This is a genomic window from Terribacillus saccharophilus (genome assembly GCF_046592595.1).
Lineage (GTDB): Bacteria > Bacillota > Bacilli > Bacillales > Amphibacillaceae > Terribacillus > Terribacillus saccharophilus_C.
On record NZ_JAWVPF010000008.1, the window covers coordinates 205,800 to 230,873 of the forward strand.

At 43.3% G+C, this 25,074-nt stretch carries 25 protein-coding genes and 1 other annotated feature; of the genes, 16 read left to right on the plus strand and 9 right to left on the minus strand.

Annotation, left to right across the window (positions count from 1 at the left end; all coding sequences use genetic code 11):
• Positions 1-169 precede the first annotated feature (169 nt).
• Positions 170-922, plus strand: coding sequence for a YjbA family protein (locus SFC25_RS14965; RefSeq protein ID WP_411216055.1), 753 nt, complete (start codon positions 170-172; stop codon positions 920-922).
• 31 nt (positions 923-953) lie between these two features.
• On the opposite strand, the gene trpS is transcribed toward SFC25_RS14965, so the two are convergent.
• Entirely contained in the window at positions 954-1,940 is a 987-nt protein-coding gene (gene trpS, locus SFC25_RS14970; protein WP_411216056.1) for a tryptophan--tRNA ligase, read from the minus strand.
• A gap of 56 nt (positions 1,941-1,996) precedes the next feature.
• Positions 1,997-2,202 (minus strand) — a binding site (T-box leader).
• Positions 2,203-2,256: 54 nt separating this feature from the next.
• Positions 2,257-2,613 (minus strand): DUF3899 domain-containing protein, encoded by a 357-nt coding sequence (locus SFC25_RS14975; RefSeq protein WP_411216057.1) that lies wholly within the window; start codon positions 2,611-2,613, stop codon positions 2,257-2,259.
• A 334-nt stretch (positions 2,614-2,947) separates the two neighbouring features.
• Between SFC25_RS14975 and SFC25_RS14980 the strand changes: the two genes are divergently transcribed.
• From SFC25_RS14980 to pepF, 11 genes are all read left to right on the plus strand, one after another.
• Positions 2,948-4,654, plus strand: coding sequence for a peptide ABC transporter substrate-binding protein (locus SFC25_RS14980; protein ID WP_411216058.1), 1,707 nt, complete (start codon positions 2,948-2,950; stop codon positions 4,652-4,654).
• A 136-nt stretch (positions 4,655-4,790) separates the two neighbouring features.
• Positions 4,791-5,717: an oligopeptide ABC transporter permease gene (gene opp3b / locus SFC25_RS14985; protein ID WP_411216059.1), complete on the plus strand. Its 927-nt coding sequence runs from the start codon at positions 4,791-4,793 to the stop codon at positions 5,715-5,717.
• Between the two features lie 4 nt (positions 5,718-5,721).
• Positions 5,722-6,873, plus strand: a complete 1,152-nt coding sequence (opp3C, locus tag SFC25_RS14990; protein WP_411216103.1) for an oligopeptide ABC transporter permease — start codon at positions 5,722-5,724, stop codon at positions 6,871-6,873.
• Between the two features lie 18 nt (positions 6,874-6,891).
• Positions 6,892-7,944, plus strand: coding sequence for an ABC transporter ATP-binding protein (locus tag SFC25_RS14995; RefSeq protein WP_411216060.1), 1,053 nt, complete (start codon positions 6,892-6,894; stop codon positions 7,942-7,944).
• Complete coding sequence (locus SFC25_RS15000; RefSeq protein WP_411216061.1) at positions 7,944-8,888, plus strand: ABC transporter ATP-binding protein; 945 nt, start codon at positions 7,944-7,946, stop codon at positions 8,886-8,888. The genes SFC25_RS14995 and SFC25_RS15000 overlap by 1 nt, the downstream gene beginning before the upstream one ends.
• Before the next feature lie 192 nt (positions 8,889-9,080).
• Positions 9,081-10,280 carry a putative glycoside hydrolase gene (locus SFC25_RS15005; RefSeq protein WP_411216062.1) on the plus strand — a complete coding sequence of 400 codons (1,200 nt, stop codon included), beginning with the start codon at positions 9,081-9,083 and terminating at the stop codon, positions 10,278-10,280.
• Positions 10,281-10,371: 91 nt separating this feature from the next.
• Complete coding sequence (locus tag SFC25_RS15010) at positions 10,372-10,962, plus strand: GNAT family N-acetyltransferase (RefSeq protein WP_411216063.1); 591 nt, start codon at positions 10,372-10,374, stop codon at positions 10,960-10,962.
• A 226-nt stretch (positions 10,963-11,188) separates the two neighbouring features.
• On the plus strand, positions 11,189-11,584 hold the full coding sequence (gene spxA / locus SFC25_RS15015; protein WP_038559379.1) for a transcriptional regulator SpxA: 396 nt from the start codon (positions 11,189-11,191) through the stop codon (positions 11,582-11,584).
• A gap of 284 nt (positions 11,585-11,868) precedes the next feature.
• Positions 11,869-12,540 carry an adaptor protein MecA gene (gene mecA, locus SFC25_RS15020; protein ID WP_411216064.1) on the plus strand — a complete coding sequence of 224 codons (672 nt, stop codon included), beginning with the start codon at positions 11,869-11,871 and terminating at the stop codon, positions 12,538-12,540.
• A 108-nt stretch (positions 12,541-12,648) separates the two neighbouring features.
• Positions 12,649-13,755, plus strand: a complete 1,107-nt coding sequence (locus tag SFC25_RS15025) for a competence protein CoiA (protein WP_411216065.1) — start codon at positions 12,649-12,651, stop codon at positions 13,753-13,755.
• Between the two features lie 140 nt (positions 13,756-13,895).
• A complete protein-coding gene (gene pepF / locus SFC25_RS15030; protein WP_411216066.1) occupies positions 13,896-15,707 on the plus strand; it encodes an oligoendopeptidase F in 1,812 nt (603 codons plus the stop codon).
• Positions 15,708-15,721: 14 nt separating this feature from the next.
• On the opposite strand, the gene SFC25_RS15035 is transcribed toward pepF, so the two are convergent.
• From SFC25_RS15035 to SFC25_RS15055, 5 genes are all read right to left on the minus strand, one after another.
• Positions 15,722-15,907 carry a hypothetical protein gene (locus SFC25_RS15035; RefSeq protein ID WP_411216067.1) on the minus strand — a complete coding sequence of 62 codons (186 nt, stop codon included), beginning with the start codon at positions 15,905-15,907 and terminating at the stop codon, positions 15,722-15,724.
• 236 nt (positions 15,908-16,143) lie between these two features.
• On the minus strand, positions 16,144-16,941 hold the full coding sequence (locus SFC25_RS15040; protein ID WP_411216068.1) for an alpha/beta fold hydrolase: 798 nt from the start codon (positions 16,939-16,941) through the stop codon (positions 16,144-16,146).
• A gap of 102 nt (positions 16,942-17,043) precedes the next feature.
• Positions 17,044-17,922: a ClpXP adapter SpxH family protein gene (locus SFC25_RS15045; protein WP_411216069.1), complete on the minus strand. Its 879-nt coding sequence runs from the start codon at positions 17,920-17,922 to the stop codon at positions 17,044-17,046.
• On the minus strand, positions 17,919-18,320 hold the full coding sequence (locus SFC25_RS15050) for a globin domain-containing protein (RefSeq protein ID WP_411216070.1): 402 nt from the start codon (positions 18,318-18,320) through the stop codon (positions 17,919-17,921). Before SFC25_RS15050 ends, SFC25_RS15045 begins: the two co-directional genes overlap by 4 nt.
• A gap of 102 nt (positions 18,321-18,422) precedes the next feature.
• Entirely contained in the window at positions 18,423-19,001 is a 579-nt protein-coding gene (locus tag SFC25_RS15055; RefSeq protein ID WP_411216071.1) for a CYTH domain-containing protein, read from the minus strand.
• 132 nt (positions 19,002-19,133) lie between these two features.
• Between SFC25_RS15055 and yjbM the strand changes: the two genes are divergently transcribed.
• Genes yjbM through SFC25_RS15070 form a run of 3 tightly spaced genes read left to right on the plus strand, consistent with a single transcriptional unit; the run spans position 19,134 to position 21,444 of the window.
• Positions 19,134-19,763 (plus strand): GTP diphosphokinase, encoded by a 630-nt coding sequence (yjbM, locus tag SFC25_RS15060; protein ID WP_411216072.1) that lies wholly within the window; start codon positions 19,134-19,136, stop codon positions 19,761-19,763.
• A 14-nt stretch (positions 19,764-19,777) separates the two neighbouring features.
• Entirely contained in the window at positions 19,778-20,575 is a 798-nt protein-coding gene (locus tag SFC25_RS15065; RefSeq protein ID WP_411216073.1) for an NAD kinase, read from the plus strand.
• A gap of 5 nt (positions 20,576-20,580) precedes the next feature.
• On the plus strand, positions 20,581-21,444 hold the full coding sequence (locus SFC25_RS15070) for an RluA family pseudouridine synthase (RefSeq protein WP_411216074.1): 864 nt from the start codon (positions 20,581-20,583) through the stop codon (positions 21,442-21,444).
• On the opposite strand, the gene prpE is transcribed toward SFC25_RS15070, so the two are convergent.
• Both prpE and SFC25_RS15080 read right to left on the minus strand, forming a co-directional pair.
• The gene (gene prpE, locus SFC25_RS15075) at positions 21,433-22,170 is read right to left on the minus strand and encodes a bis(5'-nucleosyl)-tetraphosphatase PrpE (protein WP_411216075.1); all 738 of its coding nucleotides are present in this window, start codon (positions 22,168-22,170) and stop codon (positions 21,433-21,435) included. The genes SFC25_RS15070 and prpE overlap by 12 nt on opposite strands.
• 62 nt (positions 22,171-22,232) lie before the next feature.
• A complete protein-coding gene (locus SFC25_RS15080) occupies positions 22,233-23,411 on the minus strand; it encodes an FtsW/RodA/SpoVE family cell cycle protein (RefSeq protein ID WP_411216076.1) in 1,179 nt (392 codons plus the stop codon).
• Positions 23,412-23,640: 229 nt separating this feature from the next.
• Between SFC25_RS15080 and mgtE the strand changes: the two genes are divergently transcribed.
• Positions 23,641-25,005, plus strand: a complete 1,365-nt coding sequence (gene mgtE, locus SFC25_RS15085) for a magnesium transporter (RefSeq protein ID WP_411216077.1) — start codon at positions 23,641-23,643, stop codon at positions 25,003-25,005.
• The last annotated feature ends 69 nt before the right edge of the window (positions 25,006-25,074 follow it).

Genomic DNA, 25,074 nt, shown 5'->3' on the forward strand with positions numbered 1-25,074 from the left:
TTTATTTGCTTCAATCATATAATTCAAGAATAAATCCTTGCTGGTTGGTCATAATGTATCCTACTACAAGCCACACGGCGCGCGCTCCTACACCCAATGGTTCAGCTGCATGCAAGCGCGTTCCGGAGTCGGATTAGCAGAATCGAAAAGTAAAGTGAGGGTTATATCTATGTTATTTATGCATGATATTTGGGTGAACTGGTTTGAAGGTGAAGAAAATGGCTATAATGTATGCTCCTTTCATGAGTGGCGAAAGGAAGACGGTATCGAGCTGCTCGATCAGGTTCCGCTGCTCTACATAGAAGATGCGCTGTTCGCATACATCGAGAATGACTTGAGGGAGCTTCCGAAGCAAATGTTGGATATGATTCACCGCAAAGCTTTCCTAAGGAAAAATCAAGAACGCATTGCCATCGATTATGCTTGCATTGTAACGAACGGTAAAGCAATCCTTGCAATCGATACGATGGGGTATATTACACCTGTCAGAAAAAGCAGGCTTATTCCGCGGCAAGAGCGGCTTGTTTACCAGATGATTGAAGATGCCCAGCCCGAGATCTTTAACTGGCAAGAAGAAGAGGAAAAGAAAGAGTACCACATCCTATCCCTGAAGCCCGATTTAATGGTCGGACTCACAAGGAAGGAGCGACAGCTGAAGCAGCTCTTGATGATGACGATGGATCAGCTTGAGACGAGTGAAAATTTGGAACAGGTCAGATACTGGCTGACAGAATGGAAACCAGAGGAGTATCATCTGAATCGATCATTGGCATTTCAGGAAGCATGGCAGAAGCTATATGATGGAGTTTCTGTCGGCTGGAGCAAAAAACAGGAAGAACTCTGTGAAAAAATGGTAAAGGGCCAGCCTTTCTATGAAAAACTATGGGAACTGGAGCAAAATGATCAAGCAAAAACTTCATAAAAAATAACCGGCAATCATCTGCCGGTTATTTTTATTTTCCGCGACCTAATCCCATCGCTTTTTTTGCTTTACGTAATGTTTTGTTTGCAACTGCTTGTGCGCGTTCCGCGCCCTTATCAAGCACTTCATCCAACGCATCGCTTTCCATCCATTCATAATAACGCTTCTGGATAGGAGCAAGCATGTTCACGACTGCATCCGCAACGGCTTGTTTGAATTCACCATATCCGCTGCCTGCAAATTCCTGCTCGCTTTCTTCAATTGTTTTATTAGTCGCAACCGAATAAATTGTTAGCAGGTTGCTGACACCTGGTTTGTTTTCTTTATCATAGCGCACGACGCCCTCGGAATCGGTAACCGCACTCTTGATTTTCTTCTCGATTTGCTTTGGTTCGTCCAGGATGAAGATAGAAGCTTTCAGGTTCACATCCGATTTACTCATCTTCTTCGTCGGTTCCTGAAGGGACATAATCCGAGCACCGACTTTTGTAATCTGGATATCCGGAATTGTAAAGATGTTATTGAAACGGTTGTTGAATCGTTCCGCTACATTGCGTGTCAGCTCCAAATGCTGCTTCTGATCATCGCCAACAGGCACGATATCCGTATTGTATAGAAGAATATCGGCAGCCATAAGCGGCGGATACGTCAGTAAAGCAGCTGAAACGCCATCTTTTCCAGCAGATTTGTCCTTGTACTGTGTCATACGTTCCAATTCACCTATATAGCTGATGGATTGAATCATCCATCCCAGCTGCGTGTGCGCAGGCACTTCGGATTGAATGAAGAGAACAGACTTCTCCGGATCGATTCCAGCAGCCAGATAAAGTGCTGCGAGTGAACGGATCTGCTGCTTTAGCTTCAATCTGTCCTGCGGTACAGTGATGGCATGCTCATCCACTATACAGAAGTAGCATTGATTCTCTTCCTGCAACGCAGGAAATTGGCTAAGAGCGCCGATGTAGTTGCCCAGTGTCAAGCTGCCGCTTGGCTGAATACCTGAAAAAATAGTTTTCATGTTAATTATCCTCCTAAAAAAGACACAAAAAAATCCATTCGCTTACCTGCATATGCTGCAGGGACGAATAGACCGCGGTGCCACCCTAATTATCCTCCTGTACGAAGGATCACTTGTTGCAGATAACGCCTGCTTAGACGGCGGGAGATGATCCCGCAGCTCCAAAAACCCAATTTCCGCTACCCATGGTGCTTGTTCCCACCAGCCACAAGCTCTCTTGAACCAGAGGAGTATCGTACTATATTTTCTTCGTCGCTTTTATATTCTGTTAGTTATTCATTATATGCATGTTGCGACCGGTTTGCAAGCCGGTCTGTCAGATAAGATAGTATATCGCAAGGAGGATAAGCATCAGTCCAATTAAGACAGCAGCTTGACATTGCATAAAGCTGAGGAAAGAACGATTTACCCATTCAGATGGCTCTCCATTTTCTTCAAAGTCGAGCATCCCTCTGCTCATATACTTGCCAAATCTCCGGAAACTTCTCGTTATCCCATCAAGTACTCTTCCTTTTATGACGAACAACAACAGCGCTGCGATAAAATAAAAGAAAGCAACATAAAAGAGTGAGTTTATCAAAGTAAGAAGATTGTGCTGATCTGATAAGAAGAAAAGCAATCCTGTGATTGCCAGATTAATCAATAATAGAATCAAGTTCCTTTTACCAAACAATATACATTACCGCCTTCAAAAGATTATGAACAATTATAGCACAAGAATGAAAGGGAGTTGGGGAACATTTATTCCTATTGCGTATGATTGTTCATAGGGGTAATTATACTTGGAATTGTGTAAAAAGTATAAAATTAAGCATGAAATACGCAAAATAAACTAGTAAATTTGTCCTATTTTTTGTTATGAAAATGCAATGTTTTCGCACTTTTGTAAATTTCGTATAAAATTAGGGGTGCACAAATTGTGAGAAAACTTGTATAATTCTAATTGCGAACAAGTTGTTCGTAGAAAAGTGATAAAATTTAGAATTTTTGGGGAGGTCATGTTTTACATGAGAAAGACGAACTGGCTATTGCTTGCACTTGTTTTAGTACTAAGTTCATTCCTTGCTGCATGTTCCGGTGGCTCTGACAGCTCAGGCGGCAGCGGCGGCGGAGAAGGCGGAAGCGGAGATAGCGCTTCAGGCTCTGCTAACGGCGATCAAGTATTCAATCTAACAATCGGTGATGAGATTCCATCTATGGATTCCTCACTTGCGGATGACCAATATGGTATTCAGTGGACTTCCGAAATTCAAGAAGGTCTATACCGTCTAGCCGAAGATGGTTCCCTAGCAGAAGGTATTGCTACTGGCGATCCGGAAGTTAGTGAAGATGGTCTTACTTGGACATTCAAACTTCGTGAAGATGCGGAGTGGGAAAACGGTGATCCTGTAACAGCAAATGACTTCGTTTATGCTTGGCAAAGAGCTATCAATCCTGATACAGGTTCTGAATACGGTCCATACATGATGAGTGGCGTCATTAAAAACGCTACTGAAGTTAACCAAGGTGAAGCTGAACTTGACGAGCTAGGTGTTAAAGCAGTTGACGACTATACATTGGAAGTACAGCTTGAAAAGCCGGTTCCATATTTCGAGTCATTAACTACATTCCCTACATTCATGCCTTTGAATCAAAAATTCGTTGAAGAACAAGGCGAAAACTATGCACTTGAAGCAGATAACCTGCTTTCTAACGGTCCTTTCAAAATGACAGAATGGAACCACGGAAGCACAATGAAATTTGTAAAAAACGATACGTACTGGGATGCTGATACTGTACAGCTAGAAGAAATCAATCTTCAAGTTGTTAAAGATACAGCTACTGGTGTGAACCTTTATGATACTGGCGCAGTTGATCGTACTTCATTGACTGCTGAGTTTGTTGATCAACGTATTAATGACCCTGATTACTTACCAGTACCAGACATGGCTTCTTGGTATTTGAAATTGAACCAAAATCGCACAGGTGAAGAAACTCCACTTGCGAATCTGAATGCACGTAAAGCTATTGCGCAAGCAATCGACAAAGATGGTCTTGTTAACGTGGTATTGAACAATGGTTCTACAGTATCTAACGGATTAATGCCTAAAGACTTTGTAAAAGGTCCAGATGGTAAGGACTTCCGTGAAGCTAATGGTGACCTATTGACTTACGATGTAGAAGCAGCTAAAGAAGCTTGGGCTACAGCGAAAGAAGAGCTTGGACAAGACGAAATCACACTTGAAATCCTTACAGGTGACGCAGATATTTCTGTTCAGATTGTAGATTACTTGAAAGAACAGTTAGAAAGTAACCTGGAAGGACTTACAATCGAAACAATGCAAGTACCATTCCAACAAAGACTTGACCTGGATACTGCCGGAGACTTTGATATCCAAGTATCAGGATGGGGACCGGATTATATCGACCCTTACACTTTCATGAACCTATTTGTTACTGATGGGGAAAACAATCGTATGGCATATTCAAGTGAAGAATATGATTCTTTAGTAGAGCAAGCTTCTACTGACAATGCGACAAACCCAGAAGCTCGTTGGCAGAATTTCCTGGATGCAGAGAAAGTATTGCTTGAGGATGCAGCAATTGCTCCTTTGTATCAAGCAGGTTACTCCTACCTACAGAGCCCGAAATTGCAAGGCGTATTCTCTAACCCAGCCGGAAACGACTTTGAATACAAATGGGCATATGCAGATAACGCTGCTGCAGAAGAATAAGTTTAAAAATAAACTTATATGAAGTGAATGAGGAGAAAGAGAGTATAGCCCGTTATTGGCGTATACTCTCTTTTCCATTGGTGAGCGTTATCGAATAATAGGGAATTTTTCGACAATTAATTCAGGAGGTGCTCTTATGGCACGTTATATAGGGCAGCGAGTCATCTACATGATAATCACGCTATTTCTAATAGCTACTATTTCATTCGTGTTAATGAAGCTTTTGCCGGGATCTCCTTTGGCAAATGCAAACAAATTAACTGAAGCACAGCAAGAAGTAATTTATGAAAAGTATGGATTGAATGATCCAATTCCAGTTCAGTATGTAAACTATCTAGGAGGACTTGTCCAAGGAGATTTGGGTATTTCCTTTAAATATGATAATCGAGAAGTATCCGACATACTTGGGGATCGTATTGGACCATCAGCTCAACTAGGTATTCAAGCCTTAATTATCGGTACCGTTTTGGGTATATTACTTGGACTAGTGTCAGCAATCTATCACAATGGTATATCAGATTATTTATCTACAATCATCGCTGTATTGGGTACATCAATCCCGTCCTTTGTATTTGCGGGCTTGCTGCAATATTTTGTGGCTGTAAAATGGGGTGTCCTTCCAGTTGCCACTTGGAATGGATTTGAATACTCGATCTTGCCAACAATTGCTTTAGCAATCTTCCCGATGGCTACATGCGCTCGATTCATGAGAACTGAAATGATTGAAGTGTTAAATGAGGATTATATCACTACTGCAAGAGCAAAAGGCCTTGCAGGCGCAGCTATCATCTTCAAGCACGGTATCCGAAATGCTTTAATTCCATTGATTACAATTTTAGGACCACTGGCTGTAGGACTGCTTACAGGTACGCTGGTTATCGAGCAGATCTTCTCAATTCCTGGAATCGGCGAACAATTCGTAACATCTGTTACCTCGAATGATTTCCCAATCATCATGGGTACGACAATGTTCTTCGCAGTCGTGTTCATTGTAATGATATTGATCATCGATATCTTGTACGGATTGATCGACCCTAGAATTAGGCTTTCTGGAAAGGACTGAGATGATGGAAAACCGAAAAAAAGAGCTGGATAAAAACCTTTTCCGTCCTGCTGACCGCACCCAAGAGCAAAGTGATGTCATGGCTCGTAAAAGTACGACACTACTGCAGGACGCAGTAAGAAGCCTGCGGAAGAATGTATTTTTTATGATTTCACTGTTTCTTTTGCTTGTTATCGTTCTGATGAGTATATTCGCTCCAATTGCAAGTGACTATACGTATAAAGAACAGGATCTAAATCGTTCATTGATGGGTCCGAGAATTCCTGTACTTGAAGACATTTCTTTCCTTGGCTTGGATGGAACAGAAACCAAAACTTTTAATGGTAATAATGTACAAGCTGCTGAAATGAAAGCTAATTTACAGTTTGATAATCAAACTGACTTTATTACATTTGAAACTGTCAGCGAGGGAGACGGAAGTCCTAACTCCGCTGAAGTAAAAGCTACGTATGATAAATATGCTGCTAAAGGAGTAGAAGATGAATACTTCTATTTCGGAACCGACCGTTTAGGACGTGATGTATGGACACGTGTTTGGGATGGTACGCGAGTTTCCCTTCTAATTGCAGTTGCTGCTGCAATAATTGACTTGGTGATCGGTGTTGCATATGGTGGTATCGCTGCTTATTATGGCGGCCGCGTGGATAACTATATGATGCGTTTCTTAGAAGTTATCATCGGTATACCGAACTTAGTTGTAGTAATATTGATGATCCTGATTCTTGATCCGGGTATTTGGGCGATAATCATTGCACTTACGATAACAGGCTGGACAAGTATGGCCAGAATAGTTCGTGGTGAGGTGCTGAAGCTTAAAGGACATGAGTTTGTTCTCGCAGCCCGCACATTAGGAGCACCTAACCGGAAGATCATCGCAAGGCACTTAGTTCCAAATGTTATGGGTCTGATTATTGTTAATACAATGTTCTCGATCCCATCAGCTATCTTCTTCGAAGCATTCCTAAGTTTCATTGGACTTGGTCTGCCTTCACCAGCAGCATCACTTGGTACATTGATCAATGACGGATTCAAAACATTATTGACTACACCATCGTTGCTTGTATTCCCAGCAGTCATAATCTCAGTCCTTATGATCGTGTTCAATATTCTTGGAGACGGACTACGTGACGCATTCGATCCTAAGATGAGAAAATAATTAAAGGAGGCGACTACCTTGAAAAAAGATAATATCCTTGAGGTGAATGACCTCAAAGTTTCATTTAAGACCCATAGCGGTGAAGTACAAGCAGTAAGGGGCGTTTCCTTTGATCTGAAAAAAGGGGAAACACTTGCAATCGTTGGTGAATCAGGCTCTGGTAAATCTGTAACGACAAAAGCATTGATGGGGTTGCTCCCGCAGCCGCATGGCTTTGTGAAAGAGGGTTCTATCCTTTTTGATGATAAAGATATAACCAAATTGAAAGACAAAAATATGCAAGCTATCCGTGGTAAGGAGATGGCGATGATCTTCCAGGATCCAATGACATCTCTTAACCCGACGATGAAGGTCGGTACGCAGATCATGGAAGGCTTGCTTAAGCATCAAAAACTTGGCAAGGAAGAAGCGAAGAAAAAAGCAATTGAATTGATGAATTTAGTGCAAATTCCGAATCCGGAATCACGTATGAAGCAATACCCGCACCAGTTCTCAGGCGGTATGCGTCAGCGTGTCGTAATAGCTATGGCACTTGCATGCAATCCGCGCATATTAATTGCGGATGAACCGACAACTGCATTGGATGTAACAATTCAAGCTCAAATTCTAGAATTGATGAAAGACATCCAACGAAAAGTAGACACATCCATCATCTTCATTACGCACGACCTTGGGGTAGTTGCCAACGTAGCAGACCGGGTAGCCGTAATGTACGCAGGTAAGATAGTTGAGATCGGAACGACTGATGAAGTGTTCTACAATCCAAAACATCCGTATACATGGGGTCTGCTTGGTTCCATGCCGACACTTGATAGTGATGAAGAGGAACTGTTCGCGATTCCAGGTACACCACCTGATTTGATTGCACCTCCAAAAGGGGATGCGTTTGCAGCGCGTAACAAATTCGCACTTGAAATTGATTTTGTTGAGCAGCCGCCAATGTTCAAAGTGTCTGACACGCATTATGCGGCAACATGGCTATTGCATGAAGATGCACCGAAAGTCGAGCCGCCTGAGTCTGTTAAGAAGCGGATCGAGTCAATGGATCATTCCGAGGAGGCGACGCGATAATGAGTCAGGAAAAATTACTTGAGATCAAGAATCTGAAGCAGCATTTCAAACTTGGAAGAAATAACGTCGTCAAAGCAGTAGATGGATTGACGTTTGATATTTATAAAGGAGAGACATTCGGTCTTGTAGGCGAGTCAGGCTGTGGTAAATCCACAACTGGCCGCTCTATCATCCGTTTATATAACTCCACAGATGGTGAAGTGCTTTTCAAAGGAGAAAACGTACAAGGAAAGAAAAACAAATCTGAATTGAAGAAATTCAACCGTCAGATGCAAATGATTTTCCAGGATCCGTATTCTTCCTTGAACCCGCGTATGACTGTTATGGATATCATTGCAGAAGGAATCGATATCCATGGCTTGGCAAAAAACGCTGATGAGCGAAAAGCGAAAGTATATGAATTGCTGGAAACAGTTGGTTTGAACAAAGAGCACGCCAACCGCTATCCTCATGAGTTCAGTGGCGGTCAGCGTCAGCGTTTGGGTATCGCGCGTGCATTGGCTGTAGACCCAGAATTCATCATCGCCGACGAGCCGATTTCAGCACTTGATGTATCAATCCAGGCACAGGTAGTCAACTTGATGAAGCAGCTTCAAAAAGAAAAAGGACTTACTTACTTGTTCATCGCCCATGACCTTTCCATGGTAAAATACATCAGTGACCGGATTGGTGTTATGTACTTCGGGAAGCTGGTTGAGCTTGCTGATGCAGAGGAGCTTTATAAGAATCCGGTGCATCCTTATACACGCTCCCTTCTTTCCGCAATCCCGCTTCCGGATCCAATTTACGAGCGCAACCGCAAACGTATCGTATATGACCCGAGTCAGCATGATACAAGCGAAGAGCCGGAATTCCGTGAAATCAGCCCAAGACATTGGGTATTGTGTACATCAAAGGAATTTGAAGAATACAAAAAAGACAAACAAAACACAGTTACTAACTAATGTGCAAAACCGCAGCCTCTGGCTGCGGTTTTTTATATTTAGGTTTGCTCTATGAAAAAAAAGGATAACTAGGAAGAGGGGGTATAATGCGACATAAACTTGGAGATTTCGTCAGAGACTTGGTAAAACCGGTTTCATCTGCCAAATATCTCCCTTATAATGAAACTAACTACCAAATAGGAGATTGATAGAATGGGAAAACTCAAGAAGTCGATGATGACCGCCGCACTTGCTGTTACAGTGCTAATGCCAACAGCTGCCTTTGCAGCTAATGAAGGAGAGCAACTGGAAGGAAAGCAGCTTACTGCCCGCTCCTCGACCGTGGAAACGTATGAAGTGCCGCAAGTGATGAAACGATTTACATATTCATCAGATCTATCCTTTGACTATCCCGATGCTGTCAGAGGCATATACGTGACAGGACCCAGTGCAGGGGGAGCGAAGTTCGACAGTTTAGTGAAGATGGTGGACGAAACAGATCTCAATGCAATGGTCATCGATATTAAAGACGATCATGGTAACATTACATATAAGCCCGATGAAAAATCACCCTATTATGATATCGCACAAAACTACATAGACGATCCGCAGAAGATGCTGGAGGAATTAGAGAAGCATAAAATCTACCCGATTGCCCGTATCGTTGTATTTAAAGATACGTTGCTAGCGGAGAAGAAGCCGGAGCTTTCTTTCCGCAATACAGATGGCAGTGTGTGGAAAAATGGACGCGGGGAAGCATTCGTCAGCCCTTTCCAGCATGAAGTATGGGAGTACAATGTTGAACTGGCGAAAGAAGCAGCGATGATGGGCTTCGAAGAAATCCAGTTTGATTACGTCCGTTTCCCGGAAGGATTTGAGACGAAGGATGATGAACTGCAATATGACCTTGGTGACTATACGGATGAAAATACCGATAATGTCCAAAAACGTGTAAATGCAGTAACAGATTTTGTCGCATATGCAAAAGAGGAACTATCCAATTATGATGTACAGACATCGGTTGATATATTCGGCTACGCAGCTACTTTGGAGGAAGCACCAGGGATTGGTCAGAACTTCTCCAAAATTTCATCCAATGTTGATGTTATCTCCTCCATGATTTATCCGAGCCATTGGACGTCTTATTTCGGATTGGATGTTCCGAATGATCATCCGTATGAGCTGACAGCTGAATATGCCAAAGTGGAGAATGAAGTGTTGGGCAAGCTTGAAAATAAACCGGTATCAAGACCATGGATTCAGGATTTCGAGGCCCCATGGGTGTCTTCCAAACAGTATGGCAAGCAAGAAGTAGAAGACCAAATCCGTGCGCTAAATGAGAATGGAATCGATGAATTTCTCATTTGGAATGCAGCAAACAACTATACAGAAGGTGTCGATTTTACACCATGATCCAAAGCAGCCTCCTCAAGGGAGGCTGCTTTGTTTATGAAGAGGGTTCGCGGGTATAACTATGTTATTAAGTCGCTGAAGGAGATGCCTTATGAATTGGTATGAGAAACTGAGCAAGTATTTTCCAATAGAAGAGATGAAATCGAAAGAACACATGGAATTACTGCTGAAAGAAAAAGCAGATGTATACTTTAAGGATGAAAGCGCGGATCATGTCCTGATGTATGCTGAATTTGACCATTTTCTATTTATCGATTATGTCTATGTTGCTGCTAAAACGCGCGGACAAGGCATCGGAGGCAAGCTGATTGATAAGCTGAAGCAGCGCGGAAAGCCTATCCTGCTTGAAGTAGAACCACTGCAGTATGATGATTCCGATTCCCAAAAACGTCTTCGTTTCTACGAAAAACAAGGTTTCCAGCACGCTCAGACGATAGGCTATAACCGGCGTTCCCTTGCCACCGCAGAAGAAAATCCGATGGAGATCCTGTACTGGGCACCTAATGGTGAGACAGAGGAGGAGATATTCGACGCCATGCGGGAAATGTATGAACAAATCCACACGTACAAAGATAAGCAGCTGTATGGAGAGTCCTATCAGACATCGGATGAAGTGCTGACATTTTCAAAGGATACGGAAAAGGATAGTATTTTTGATACATTGAAAGAAAATCAGAAATAATTTATTAAAATGTGTTTGAAACCCTGAATGCAGGGTAAATAGTAACCATAACAACGACGCATACGTATATTTGTGTAAAATCTGTGGTATCTTTCAGGAAGCCTTTTAATAACTTGACCACTGTAGTATACTTGTACATAGAGAGATTAAATTAAAATTATTTTAAATAAAATCTTTCCATGGGCAAAGAAATAGAAACATATTCTGTATTGAGGAGTGAAGTTAAATGGTAACACTTTATACCTCACCAAGTTGTACATCTTGCCGCAAAGCTAAAGCTTGGTTAGAAGAGCACGATATTCCGTTCACAGAGAGGAACATCTTCTCCGAGACATTATCACTTGATGAAATCAAGGAAATCCTGCGTATGACAGAAGATGGTACAGATGAGATCATCTCTACACGCTCCAAGGTTTTCCAAAGCCTAAATATGAACTTAGATCAATTACCATTGAAGAAGTTATATAGCTTGATTCAAGAAAACCCAGGTCTGCTGCGACGTCCGATCATCCTTGATGAGAAACGTTTGCAAGTAGGTTACAATGAGGATGAAATTCGCCGCTTCTTGCCAAGAACTGTGCGTACCTTCCAGTTGCGTGAAGCACAGCGTATGGTCAACTGACCTTATACAAAAAAGGACGCAGATCCATTCGGATCTGCGTCCTTTTTTCTTTCCAGTCATCCTCAAGTGACAAATATTCTGAAATGCGCTACAATGGACAGAATCCTTCTAAGGTCATTCGCCTTTTTTCGGCAATTTTAAGCCTTTCTGTTTTCCATACAGAAGGATTTATCATAAAATAGAAATACACACAGAAAAAGTTAGATTGAGGGTAAGGGAATACGGGAAGTGTAAAGGCAAGAGGGCGTTTTTCACCTGCCACTTTACTGGAGGGAGAGAAAACCATGGAAATAGAAAGAATAAATGAGAATACAATCAAATTTTATATATCTTATATAGATATTGAAGATCGCGGCTTCGATAAAGAAGATATTTGGTATAACCGTGAACGAAGTGAGCAATTGTTCTGGCAGATGATGGATGAAGTCAATTATAAAGAGGACTTCAGTGTCGATGGCCCGCTTTGGATTCAAGTACAGGCAATGGATAAAGGATTGGAAATTGTCGTAACGAAGGCTCAGCTTTCCAAAGATGGAGAAAGTTTAGAACTGAATGTAGATGATAAAACGATCCATTCCTCTGTGGAAGAGAAAGTCGATTCGGTCCTTGAGGAGAAATTCGGTTCACATCAGCAAGATAGTGAAGAAGAGGATGAAGAAGAATTGTCCTTTGTTATTCAATTCCGAGACTTCGAGGATGTGATCCAGCTCAGTCACTATTTCGAAGAGACGTATGGCATTGAAAACAAATTATTCCATTACAAAGACAGATATATGCTGTATGTGGAATTCGATGACACCATTCTCGGAGATGATGAGCAGGAGGATATTCTGAGTCAGATACTTGAATTCGGCTATGATTCCCAAACAACGATTTACCGATTGGAAGAATACGGCAAGGTGATTTTCGCTGATGACGCACTTACAAACGTGAAGCAATACTTCCCTCGTAAATAGACATTCATTACAGAATGTCTATTTTTTTTGCTTTTAAATTGCTTTTTTGAGCCTTTTTTCTGCGTTGACTGTTTCCTGTTATATACTAGCTCCAAGGAGGTGATAGCTATGTTGCAGGCGCAGTTGGAGGATGGCAGTCTGATCCTGCTTGCTGCACATCGAAAGGAGCAGATCCACGATTTCAGAAAGCGGCGTTTTCTGTGTCCTTCCTGCAAAAAGTCAGTCATCATACGTGCAGGCAATAAGGTTGTTCCTCATTTCGCCCACGAGCAAATCCACGACTGCGAGCTGGACCGAACAGGAGAAAGCTTATACCATATGCGAGGCAAACTGCAGCTGTTCCATTGGCTGAAAAACCAAGGTTATACCGTAAAGTTGGAGGAATACGTCAAAGATACAACAAGACGTCCAGATTTACTTCTGTATACCGCTGGCGGAAGGGAACTTGCAATCGAATATCAATGTGCATCCATATCGGATGAAGAGCTGCTGCGGCGAAATGAAGCATACGAGCGGAACGGGATAGTTCCTATATGGATCTTAGGCGGCAACAGGTTAAAACGTACATCTACTTATATGCTCGACTTACCAAAAAGGGAACAGCGCTTCTTGATGCAATATAAGCAGAACTTGCCATTACAGATGTTATATTATTGCTCGGACAGTAAAACATTTTGTAACGTCCAAAACATTCTCCTCACTGGAAAAAAACAGACTGTTGGTCAGTTCTTTTTCCGCCCTCTTCCTAAATTACTCTTTCCTCATTTATTCCAAGTTCTCCCTCAAAATGTTGAAGAAAAACATAAGGTGTGGCAAAGTATCCAAGCAAGAGCGGTAGCGAGGCCGCTCACATTTGCTCCTGCTTCTGTTAAAAGCTGGGTGATGCGCTTGTATGAAGCAGGATTGCTTCTTCAAGATATACCGCTTTCTGTTTTACAGCCTGTTGAAACACAATATCAGATGTCTGTGCCGCCATATATTTGGCAGACGGATTTGTGGCTTGAGCAATTAGATCAATTATCTGTAATGGAAAGCGTCCCTCTTCATCGGTTAAAGTATGCCTGCAGAAGATGGGAAGCTGCCACAAGACCTTTTGCCGTACCTATCAGTACGCATCCGGTGGAATCGTATATGCAGCGTCTATGCCAGCTCGGATGGTTTGAGCAAATTGATGCTGATACCTTCGTGAAGAAAAAGGCATTATCTCTATTTTGAGGTAAATTCTTCGCATGATTCTCTTGCTTTTATATATAATATAAGAGAGAAAATGCTTATAGTTGAAGGATTTTCCCGGCTACTATACGAAATAGTTAATTGGAACAGAAAAAGGTAAGCAGCATTGGAGGAGGATGTTCGTGTCAAAATCAGCTAAATCTTTACCAAAACGAAGTGAGGTACCAGTAGAAAAAACTTGGAACCTTGAAAATATATTTGCGACAGATGACCTGTGGGAAGAAGAGCGTAAAGCATTGGCTGAGGACGGAGATAAAATCTCAGCGTTCCAAGGCAAGCTTGATGAATCCGCAGACACTTTGTTTAAGATGTTCAAGCTGCAGGATGAGCTGTCTGAGCGTATCGGCAAGCTTTATACATACGCGCATATGCGTTATGACCAAGATACGACGAACGGGCATTATCAGGCACTGCAATCAAAGGCGGAGCTATTGATTACACAGATCTCAAGCAAAATGAGCTATATTGTTCCAGAATTACTTGCGATTGACGAGAGCCGTATCCAATCGTTTCTGACAGAGAACGATGACCTTAAAGTGTACGAGCATACCCTGAACGAAATAAGCCGCCAGCGTGCGCATGTGCTGTCTGAAAAAGAAGAGACTTTACTTGCTCAGGCTTCCGAAGTCACAGATAATGGCTCTGCTACTTTCGGTATGCTTAATAACGCGGATTTAACTTTCCCGAGCATCAAGAACGAAGAAGGGGAAGAAGTAGATGTGACACACGGCCGTTATGTCACATTCCTGGAATCAAAGGATCAGCGTGTCCGCCGGGACGCATTCAAGTCCATGTATGATACTTTTGGTCAATTCCGCAATACTTTTGCTTCTACACTTTCAGGTACAGTGAAGAAAAATAACTTTTATGCGAAAGTAAGGAATTATGAGTCAGCCCGTCAGTCTGCGCTGGACAATAATAAGATCCCGGAACAGGTTTATGATAACCTCGTAGCAGCGGTCAATGAGCGTCTGCCATTGCTTCATCGTTATGTAGCACTCCGCAAGAAGGTGCTTGGTATCGATGATTTGCATATGTATGATCTTTATACGCCGCTAGTCAAAGATGTCGATATGAAAGTAACATACGACGAAGCCAAGGACTATGTTCTAAAAGGATTGGAGCCACTGGGTGAGGAGTATCAGTCTATCCTGAAGGAAGGCTTCGAGAACCGCTGGGTTGATGTGGAAGAAAATAAAGGTAAACGCAGCGGAGCATACTCGTCTGGTGCGTACGGTACAAACCCTTATATCCTGATGAACTGGCAAGACAACGTCAACAATCTGTTCACTTTGGCGCATGAGTTCGGTCATTCTGTGCACAGCTATTATACACGCAAAAATCAGCCATACCGTTATGGCAACTATTCCATCTTTGTTGCCGAGGTTGCATCTACGTGCAATGAAGCTTTGCTGAATGAATATATGATCAATAATGTGGAAGATGAGCAGGAGAAGCTGTATTTGCTGAATCATTTCCTGGAAGGATTCCGTGGTACGGTCTTCCGTCAAACAATGTTTGCTGAATTTGAGCATATGATCCATAAGCATCAGCAAGACGGAGAAGTATTGACAGCAGAGAATCTGACGTCCATGTATTATGATTTGAACAAGAAATACTTCGGTGATGGTTTGACCATTGATGAAGAAATTGGATTGGAATGGGCGCGTATTCCTCATTTCTATTACAATTACTATGTGTATCAATACGCTACTGGCTACGCAGCTGCTACTGCACTATCTGCTAAGATCCTGGAAGAGGGAGAGCCGGCTGTCGATAAGTACGTAGGCTTCTTGAAGGCTGGAAGCAGCGATTACCCAATTGAGGTGCTGAAGTCTGCTGGAGTAGATATGACGGATAAACAGACCATTCTATCTGCGCTCGATGTGTTCGAGGCGAAGCTTGATGAAATGGAAAAACTATTGCAGAAATAAGAAGAAAACCGGCGCTAACGCGTCGGTTTTTTCATGCCTTTGAAGGTCCGTTTTCTGGTAAAGAAAAAACATGCAGCCAGTAATGATAGAAACAGCAAGGGCAATGTAATCGCCATGGATACAAAATGAAGCATACCGAGAATATTGAAACACAAAGCAAAAATGACCCAGGCGATCAGCAGGATTCCGATTCCTTTCATCTTACCACCTCCGACTATCATCACTTTATGCTGATCTGGAAAAGACTAGACTACGAGAGCTTGTGACTTTTTTGTGAAATTGTGCACATAATAGTTGCCATCCTATAATATGTTATGGTACATTATATTTGTGAGAAACATCACAAACAAGTCCCCTTTGTTTGGATTATTGTTCTCCCATCCCCTCAGTAGAAGTTATACATGCAAAAAGGTCTGCCGAAAGGCAGGCCTTTTTGTTATGCTTTCCATTTTCTTAAGAACTGGTGAACCGAGCGGGTGAAGCTGTCCAGATCCTCAAAATGGATGCTATGACCGCATGTATCAAATTGTTCGGCTTCTGCTTCCGGCCGCAGCTGCTTCATCTCTTCCCATACATCTTCAGACAAGATAGGGGAGTGGGCACCACGCATAAGCAATGTCGGACAAGTGACTTTTTGATAGGTATCTGTATAATCGCCATTCATATAGTCCTGTGATGCTTTAATCCCTTGGGGATGAAAGCACAGCCTCCAGCCGTCATTTGCTTCATACGCACTTTCTGCGTAATAGAGGAAGTGATTTTCATTCTGTACTTGTTCAATGCTGTGTGACAGCGCGGCAAGCGTGTTTGCTGGCTGCTCGAACTCTAAGGCATATGTTAGTTCACCCGAAACTTTATGACCCATATCTTCTATAATAAGTCCATCTACACGGTCTGGATACTTGGCTGCGAATTGATAAGCTGTCACGCCGGATAAGGAATGGCCAAGAAGAATGAGTCGTTTCGTTTCACCTATTTCTTCGAGTAAAGCCTCTAAATCCTGCAGGTAGGCGTTTCTGTCATAACTATTCAGTTCTGCTGCATGCTCGCTTTTGCCGTGTCCTCTCAGATCAGGAGCGATGATTCGCCAATCTGCTGTCCTTTCCATAAATGGCTTGTAAAGACTCGCACGTGCAAACAAGCCGTGCATCAGTACAAGGACATAATCTGACTCTGCACCGTTGTCCAAATAAGCTAGCTGTAAGTCGTTAGAATCGAAATAATGCTGTTCCATTGTTTTTGACCTCCTTCGTACATCTTCTTCGTTTCCCGATTCCAGGCAATGAAAAACAGCCGCACATAATGTGCGGCTGTTTGGAATAAGTGCAGCAAAAAGTTATTCAGCTTTCGAAGTAATGTTATATTTCCAGAAAGTATCGTGTTTGATCGGGATGCGTTCTACCATCTGTTTCAGCTGCAGCTTTTTCATTTCCTTCTCGGTCTGTGCATTTGTCCAATCATAAATCAATGAAATTTCCCTGCTGCCGACAAATTTATAGCTGGAAAGGAATTCCTCCACAGGCGGTTTCGCTGCCGGCTGCGGATCTCTCTGCAGCATTTGGTGCAATACATTGACATAGACATCGTAGCTATATAAACCAGAAATCTTAATGCCGGAATCTTCTTCGGATTCATTAAAGAAGACAATGGAAGGAGATTCGTCGATTTCCAGTTCCTTTGAAAGCTTCACATCGCATTGGAATGCTTTTTTCGCGGAAGCAGAATACATATCCTCACGAAATTCTTCCAAATCGAGCTTAGCGATTTTAGCACATTCAATCAGGATTTCATCTGCAGTAATATCTTGTTTGTTTAAAAACAGTGCTTCCTGGATAGTCCGGAGGAAACGGGTACCTGCTTTTCTTCCTTGCAGCTCCGCTGCTTTTATTGCCAGTGACGTGCGCCATGGGAAGGACACGGCATTATTTAACAAGATGTTATCCGGCTGCAGTACCGTTTTCGGGTAGCTGCACTCGCTCCGTTCACGGACGAGCGGCTGATAATCACCTGTCAGTATCGGGCGTAAAGTGAAATATTGACCATATTCCATTGTAAGTTTTTTGAGAAAAGGCTCGAGTGACCAGCAATCTTCGCAAAGCGGATCGATAAAAACGTAAATCTCCACGGGTTTTTTCGAAGAAGGAAATAGTCCGCAAAATCCGCCACAGTCATCCTCAGGCCTTTGCTGTATTGAATTAGAAGATTCCCAGCTCATATCGATTCTCCTTTCTCTTCGTCTGGTGTGTTCATCATATGATGTGCGGTTAACGCAAGACGTTCATATGTTATGCTTCTGTACGGTTCCTCTATGTCAGTTTCCGTTAGGGCAGCTGCCATGCAGGAAAGCCATGCATCCTTGCGCATAGGTGTGATTTCGAAAGGGAGGTGCCGGTATCTTAGCTTCGGGTGGCCGTGCTCTTCTGTATAAAGCGGCGGGCCGCCGAAGAATTGTGTCAGGAACTGCTGTTGTTTGCGGCGGGTCTCCGTCAAATCATCCGGGAAAATCGGCTTTAAATCTGGATGCTCTGCCACGCGTCGGTAGAATGCATCTACCAGCTGCTCTAATATGGCTTGTCCGCCAATACCATCATACAATGTTTCAGCTTGATTCATTGATTCTTCCTTTCTTATGCAAAGAGCAATCAACTTAACATCTGCCCCAAGTGGGGGTTGACTGTAAATTTATTTTATCAGCCACTAGCTAAGTTGGGCAACTTATCTGTTTCGGAGGCTGTCATAGAATCGCTCAATCTTATTCGGTGTCTCGCATTTCGCTATGCCATTTTCGGTAAGGACGGTATGGAAAACACGCTCCCCATGGGCAAAGCTTTGTGCTTCCAACTCCAATTCATAATCGGTTATATCACCGTAATTACTTTTATCAAGGACGATGATTGTATCATTATATGACTTCTCGCGGCGAATAGTTTCCAAAGATCCGCCATAAGTCAAATCAGCGGCTGCGATACCCATCTCCTGCAGCTGCTTATTGATTTCAGGGCCAAGCGTTATATGTCCTTGCAGCCAGGAATTCGCCTCCTGCTCTGTCAGATAGTCATGTGTTTCCAGCAGCCCATCTCCTTGGGGCTGTTTCAGTGTGGATTGATATTTCCCATTCTTTTCCCTGATCCGGAGTGCTGCTCCATGCTGTTTGAGCTGAAAATCATTTGTTTCAAAATAATGGTTCACCTGCTGTATTTCAGGTGCGTTTGCCATATCAAATGCTTTATATAATTTACGGAATTCTGCTTCGGTGAGCAGATTCTTGAATTCGATTTCTATCTCTTGCGGCATGCTGATACCCCCAGTGTGTCCATATGTTGTATTCCATTGTTATGCCAAGCTGCTTTTATGATACACTGAAAGCAGATATAATGCATCTGGAACAACTAGACGCTGCTGGGAAGAAAAGGGGCTATGAAGAGCATGAACTGGGAAGTATTTTTAGCACCATATGTACAGGTAGTAGAAGAACTGAAAGTGAAGCTGAAGGGGATGCGTTCGCAATTCGAAAATGAATCACGTCATTCTCCGATTGAATTCATCACTGGTCGGGTAAAACCAGTACGCAGCATCCTCCAAAAAGCGGCAAATAAGCAGGTTACAGTCGACCTGTTACATCAAGAAATACAGGATATTGCCGGGCTTAGAATCGTGACACAGTTCGTCGATGACATCTATACGGTTGTGGGCATGCTAAAAGCACGGAATGACTTCAATATCGTAAATGAGATTGATTATATTGTCGAAACGAAGGAAAGCGGTTATCGGTCGTATCATATGATAATCGAATATCCAGTCGAAACGATCCACGGTGAAAAAAAAGTATTGGCCGAAATTCAGATTCGAACACTTGCAATGAATTTTTGGGCGACAAATGAGCATTCGCTCAATTATAAATACGATGGTCAAATACCTGCAGAATTGAAAACACGATTGAAAACGGCGGCAGAAGCTGCATTCCGACTGGATGAGGAAATGTCCAAAATCCGGGATGAAGTGCAGGAAGCGCAGCGGATTTATCATGATCAGCAGCAAATCAAAAAGCATAAATAGGGGTGTAAGCTGGGATGAAATATACGGTTCTTTCACGGGGAGATGAGAAGTCAAATGCGATCAAGGAAACCATTATCGAGCATTTGGCGCATTTCAATTTCGAATATGATGACAAGGAGCCGGCTCTTGCGATATCCGTCGGGGGAGACGGGACTTTTTTGGAGAATTTCCATACATATGTCCATCGTTTGGACAGTACTGCATTTATCGGTATCCATACCGGACATCTAGGATTCTACGCTGATTGGGTTCCGGAGGAATTGGAGAAACTGCTGCTGCAGATTGCCAATAAACCATATCACATCGTGGAGTATCCTTTGCTTGATATATCCATTACCCATAAAGATGGGAGGGTGGACGAGCATCTGGCGCTGAATGAATGCTCTGTTAAAACACCGGATGGCTCGGTTGTACTTGATGTTTCCATAAAGGGAGAGCATTTCGAAACATTCCGTGGAGATGGTCTTGTCATCTCAACGCCTTCCGGCAGTACAGCATATAACAAGGCGCTGAATGGGGCCATCATTCACCCTTCCTTGGCATCCATACAAGTGACGGAGCTTGCTTCGATTAATAATCGGGTATTTCGGACGATTGGTTCTCCGCTCATTTTGCCAAGCCATCATCCATGTACACTAAGACCGACGTTGGACAAAAGTTTCCTGATTGCCATCGATCACATGACAGAAAATCATTCAGATATCGAGTCCATCACTTGTTCAGTCGCGAAGCAGCGCGTCCGGTTTGCGCGCTTTCGCCCGTTCCCTTTCTGGAAAAGAGTGCATGACTCATTCATCGCAGATAAGAGGTAAAAGCTATGAAACTAAGCTGGACCTTGCAGGAGGAAATCGTTATCAAGGATTTCCTCAAACAGCAAGGCGTTTCAAGAAGGTTATTCAAGACTTTCAAAGAGGAGCCGCAGCTGGTAACACTCAATCAGCAGCCGGCGCCTCTTTGGCATATCGGCAAAGCCGGTGATAGCTTGGAAGTGGAGCTGCCGCAGGAAGAAGCCGGTGCGTATATGGCGGCAGAGCCGCTTGAACTGCCTATTGTATTTGAAGATGAACATGTTCTTGTTTTGGATAAACGACCAGGGATTGCGGTTATACCATCCATGAATCAGCCATCAGGCACGATTGCGAATGGGTTGCTATGGCATTATCAACAACAAGGGCTTGTCTATACAGTCCATATCCTGACAAGGCTGGACCGGGATACTTCAGGACTTATGCTTGTCGCTAAACATCGCTATGCTCATACGCTATTGGCTGCCGACCAAAAGCAAGGGGAAATCCAGCGTTCGTATATTGCTCTTGTGGAGGGCTGTGTGTCAGAATCCTCTGGTACAATTACAAAACCAATCGGCAGGAAGGAAGGCTCGATCATCGAGCGGGAAGTCCGCCCAGATGGGCAGACAGCAATCACGCACTTTCGCAGGCAGATCAGTTACGCTGATCATACATTGGTTGAAATCAAGCTTGCGACTGGAAGGACACATCAAATCCGTGTTCATATGGCATCCATTGGTTACCCGCTGGCAGGTGATACACTGTATGGCGGCAGTGCGGATATTATTGGCCGGCAGGCACTGCATTCGCAGCAGCTGCGCTTCATTCATCCGTTTACAAAGCGCGTCCTGACCTTCCATTCACCGATCCCGGCTGACTTTCTAATCGAATGAGCGGAATTTCTCCTCGACGAACAGCTGCTGGGACGGGACACTGTGTAAGGTCTGTTCTGGAAAGCGGCAGGCGGTGAGCTTGTTGCCGAACACACAGCCTGTATCGATATTGATCGTATGATGAATGATACGGGCCTCCAGAACTGGTGTATGACCATAGACGATCCAATCGTTCCCATGATAATGCTTGGCCCAGTCCAGTCTGACCGGCCGACCTAGTTCGTCCATTTCACCAGTCGTATCTCCATAAAGGACAAAGCTTTTGACTTTTTTCCCTTCTTTGCCGATAAGGGACTCTTTAATACCTGCATGTGCTGCAACGACACCTAGATCAGGAATTTGTTTATAGAGAGGGGCTTTTTTGTAAAGCTGCATGAACATATTCGATAGTTTCCTGCGCTTATTCGGCTCACAGTTTTGTAGCTCTGCTACAGTCGTTTCCAATCCATGCTTCACTTGAACATTATTGCCGAGCAAATACCGGTAAAGCTTATCGCAATGATTGCCTGGCACATAAAATCCAAGCTCTTCTTCAACAAGACGGTAGACGAGTTCAATCACACCCAATGAATCAGGGCCTCGGTCCGTCAAATCCCCGATGAAAAATGGCCGGCGGTTGTCTGGGTGAACAGGCAATCCTTCACGCATGTCATATCCTAATGTGCCGAAGAGCTCGTGAAGCTCTGGCAAGCAGCCATGCACATCTCCGATAAAATCTAATTTCATATGAATCACTCCTATATACAAAAAGGGAAAGCTTATAGTAGCTTTCCCTTTTTTCATGAGGCTTATTTCTGTGTTTCGAACATGAATGTACGTGTCCTCGAATGGATATTGAGCACAATACCGATTGCAATCATATAGGCGAGTGTCGAACTGCCTCCGTAGCTGAGGAACGGAAGCGGAAGTCCGGTAATCGGTACAAGCCCTACCGACATTCCGATGTTTTGGAAAATCTGATACGTGAACATCCCGATGAACCCGGCTGCCAAATAACTGCCGAATGGCTCATTGCTCTCCAATCCTACTTGAATCATCCGATAAATAAGGATGAAGAATAGGAAAAGCACGATTGCTGATCCGATGAACCCAAATTGTTCCGCAATGGCAGAAAAAATATAATCCGTATGTCGTTCCGGGATGGATACTTGGAAGTTGGAAGCACCTTTCCCGAAAAGAATTCCTGATCCAATAGCCATCAATCCCAATCGGTACTGATAACTGGAGTCCGGATACTTCTCCGGATAAAGCCAGCCGAGGAATCGGCTTTCCACGTGCTTGAAAATCGTTTCCTGTAAGAAACCGCCAACTTGGTTCGGAAAGATAAACGACAGGATAGCCACAAATACACCGATACCTAAGATAATCCCGAGAATAGTCAATAAGAGACGCCAGCTTATTCCAGAGACTAAGATGGTTGCGCCAAGGATTGCACTTAATACCAAGAATCCGCCAAGGTCTGGCTGTGAAGCAACCAACAGCATTGGTGGAAGTGCAACTGCAAACAATTTTGCAAGCAGGAACAAATCTGTTTTATTCGTGCGGACTGTATTCTTCTCGTTATGGGACATGATGACATGAGCCAATGCGATGACGACAAACACCTTTACAAATTCGGCAGGCTGCATCGAGCCGATACCTGGCAGGATGAACCAGCTTGTCGCACCGTTTGCTTCATTGATGATAGCTGCTGGGAATCTGAAGAATAGCATCAAAAGCATGATGATGCCGATTCCATAGAAAATCCACACAAGCTGGCGAAGCCGGTCATAGTCGAGCAGCATCATAACAGCAATGACAACAGCACCAAGTACGTACCACATGATCTGGCGCGGCATATATTGTGTTTGGGCTGCCAGGCCGGATAATGTTGGCTGCAACTCGAACAACGTAAATGAAGAGACGATACAAAGCAATATCAAAACTAATATAATTGTTAGATCTAACCGGAATTTGTTAGAATTCATACACAAAACCTTTCTTTCGTTCCTTCCGCATCTCTAGCTGCTATAAAAGCGATTAGATTTTGCAAATGAGTGGAATATAATCTTGTTACAGTTTACAACAAAATGACGGATAAATTAAGTGAACTCTATTAAAGTTTCTTAAACCTTTCACAGAATAGCCGTTTTTACGTTGACAAGGAGCAAGATATTACTTACTATTGAGTGTTCTTGCAAGCGAGGAGGCAGACGTATGGATCATTTGGAAAACCAAGAAATTTTACTATACCAAAATAAAATCAGGGAAGCACTAGCTAACCAGCAAATTGACCAATTTCGTGCAGAATACCTAGAATTGCACCCGTATGACCAAGCAGCTGTTTTCGAGGAACAGCCTGAAGAAATACGGAAGCAGATTTATTCCTATCTTTCACCTGACGAAACCGCAGAAATCATGGAGAACGTCAACTGGGAAAATGCTGATCTGTATTTTACGGAGATGTACTCTCGTTATGCAGCGCAGGTACTAGCCGAAATGTCTGCGGATGATGCAGTAGATATCCTAAAGGAAATGGATAAGAACAAGGTTGCTAGTTTCATTACGATCATGGACAAAGAATCCGCCGATGAAATCAAGCATCTTCTGCATTATGAAGATAAGACGGCCGGAAGTATAATGACGACGGAATTCGTCAGTGTCAGTGCCACAGATACAGTGCGGGAAGCGATGCTGCATCTCAGAGCAGAGGCACCTGATGCAGAAACTATCTACTATACGTATGTTGTAGACTTAGATAAGAAGCTGGTCGGCGTTATTTCTTTGCGTAACCTCATTATAGCGGAAAAAGACTGGCTCATTTCTGAAGTGATGAGCGACAGGATCGTGAGTGTCGCTGTCGGAGACGATCAGGAACATGCTGCCCAAATGATGCGTGATTATGATTTCCTGGCACTGCCGGTTGTCGATTTTCAAAATCATATACTTGGTATCATCACAGTAGATGATATCCTCGATGTCATGGAAGAAGAAGCAGATGAGGATTACAGCCGTTTAGCAGGGGTCAGTGATACGGAAAGAGGGGAAGACAGTGCTTTTGTGTCTGCTCGCAAAAGGCTGCCATGGCTCGTTGTTCTCCTTTTCCTTGGTATGATCACGGCCAGCTTGATCAGTCGATTTGAGAATACGCTCAGTCAAGTGGCCATATTAGCGAGTTTTATCCCGCTTATCGGCGGCATGGGGGGAAATACCGGTACCCAGGCGCTGGCAGTTGCGGTCCGTGGTATGGCTACAGGAGATGTTGCCAAACGCGGAAAAATGCGTATGGTGATGCGGGAAGGGCTGACAGGTATTATGACGGGCCTTAGCTGCGGTATCGTTATTACTGTAGTAGTAGCCTTCTGGCAGCAGGACTTTTTCCTGGGTCTGCTCGTCGGTTTATCCATCTTTGCTACTTTGATCATTGCTACGCTGGCAGGAGCGATTATCCCGCTGCTTATGCATAAACTGAACATCGATCCGGCCATCGCTTCCGGTCCATTCATTACAACTATCAATGATATTATATCCATCTTGATTTATTTTGGGCTGGCAACAGCCTTTATGGGATTGCTGACATAAGTTGTTCAAAGACAAAAGAAAAGAAGACTGTTCGTCGACAGTCTTCTTTTCTTTTGGGTAAATTGGGCA